The 1,591-nt window shown below is 46.6% G+C and carries 5 tRNA genes and 1 rRNA gene; all 6 read right to left on the reverse strand.

What is annotated here, in order from left to right:
* Positions 1-352 precede the first annotated feature (352 nt).
* Positions 353-428, reverse strand: a tRNA-Val gene (locus L8S15_RS21640).
* Positions 429-457: 29 nt separating this feature from the next.
* Positions 458-533: transfer RNA gene (locus L8S15_RS21645), tRNA-Ala, on the reverse strand.
* Positions 534-558: 25 nt separating this feature from the next.
* Positions 559-634, reverse strand: a tRNA-Val gene (locus L8S15_RS21650).
* A gap of 25 nt (positions 635-659) precedes the next feature.
* Positions 660-735 (reverse strand) — tRNA-Lys (locus tag L8S15_RS21655).
* A 20-nt stretch (positions 736-755) separates the two neighbouring features.
* Positions 756-831, reverse strand: a tRNA-Glu gene (locus tag L8S15_RS21660).
* A gap of 123 nt (positions 832-954) precedes the next feature.
* Positions 955-1,591, reverse strand: a 16S ribosomal RNA gene (locus tag L8S15_RS21665); the annotation flags it as partial.

Below are 1,591 nucleotides of genomic sequence, written 5' to 3' on the forward strand. Positions count from 1 at the left end.
TGATAACTGTTTGCCGGACTCAATTTACTTTTTGTTTCCACTTTTTAATAAAAAGTAGAATCAAAAAATGAACAATCATTTCTGATCATTCGAATACAAGACACTTGAATGTGTTTGTTGTGTTTATGCCGTTCTTATTAAATAAGAGCAGATAAACATTGAGAACTTTTAAATTTGATTAACTTAATCACAGCCTTGGCCGTTTTGTTTTACTTTTTAAAAAGTAAAAATAATTAAGCTAATCAGTCAGCTTTCCAAATTGTTAAAGAGCAAGAGTTTTTCAAGTTTTAAACTTTCAAAACCATTTTTAAAAACTCTCTTCAGACTGTTGTCATCAAAGAATGTTTAAAGATGGTGGGCGATACCGGGCTCGAACCAGTGACCCCCTGCTTGTAAGGCAGGTGCTCTCCCAACTGAGCTAATCGCCCATAAAAATTTTAATTCATTATGGAAGGAATGGTGGAGCTATGCGGGATCGAACCGCAGACCTCCTGCGTGCAAGGCAGGCGCTCTCCCAGCTGAGCTATAGCCCCATATTTTTATTTCCTTGGGAGGAAATGGTGGGCGATACCGGGCTCGAACCAGTGACCCCCTGCTTGTAAGGCAGGTGCTCTCCCAACTGAGCTAATCGCCCCAAATTTTATTTCCTTGGGAGGAAATGGTGGGTCGTGCAGGATTCGAACCTGCGACCAATTGATTAAAAGTCAACTGCTCTACCAACTGAGCTAACGACCCTTTTTACTTCTTGAAGGAAGTGGTATCCCGTAGGGGAGTCGAACCCCTGTTACCGCCGTGAAAGGGCGGTGTCCTAGGCCTCTAGACGAACGGGACACTGCTAATTTATCTCCACTTTAAAAGTAGAAACAAACTTCGAAGAACTTTGGGAGCTCTTCTTCTCTTTTTCTTTCTAAACCTAATCAATCTGTGTGGACACTCATCGTAAGTATCTTCGTATAAGGAGGTGATCCAGCCCCAGGTTCCCCTAGGGCTACCTTGTTACGACTTCACCCCAGTCATGAACCACAAAGTGGTGAGCGTCCTCCCCGAAAGGTTAAACTACCCACTTCTTTTGCAGCCCACTCCCATGGTGTGACGGGCGGTGTGTACAAGGCCCGGGAACGTATTCACCGTGACATTCTGATTCACGATTACTAGCGATTCCGACTTCATGGAGTCGAGTTGCAGACTCCAATCCGGACTACGACGCACTTTTTGGGATTCGCTCACTATCGCTAGCTTGCTGCCCTCTGTATGCGCCATTGTAGCACGTGTGTAGCCCTACTCGTAAGGGCCATGATGACTTGACGTCGTCCCCACCTTCCTCCGGTTTATCACCGGCAGTCTCCCTGGAGTTCCCGACATGACTCGCTGGCAAACAAGGATAAGGGTTGCGCTCGTTGCGGGACTTAACCCAACATTTCACAACACGAGCTGACGACAGCCATGCAGCACCTGTCTCAGAGCTCCCGAAGGCACACCTGCGTCTCCGCTGGCTTCTCTGGATGTCAAGAGTAGGTAAGGTTCTTCGCGTTGCATCGAATTAAACCACATGCTCCACCGCTTGTGCGGGCCCCCGTCAATTCATTTGAGT

It is taken from the genome of Vibrio sp. S/42/10 (assembly GCF_029890535.1).
In the GTDB taxonomy this organism is placed as follows: domain Bacteria; phylum Pseudomonadota; class Gammaproteobacteria; order Enterobacterales; family Vibrionaceae; genus Vibrio; species Vibrio cyclitrophicus.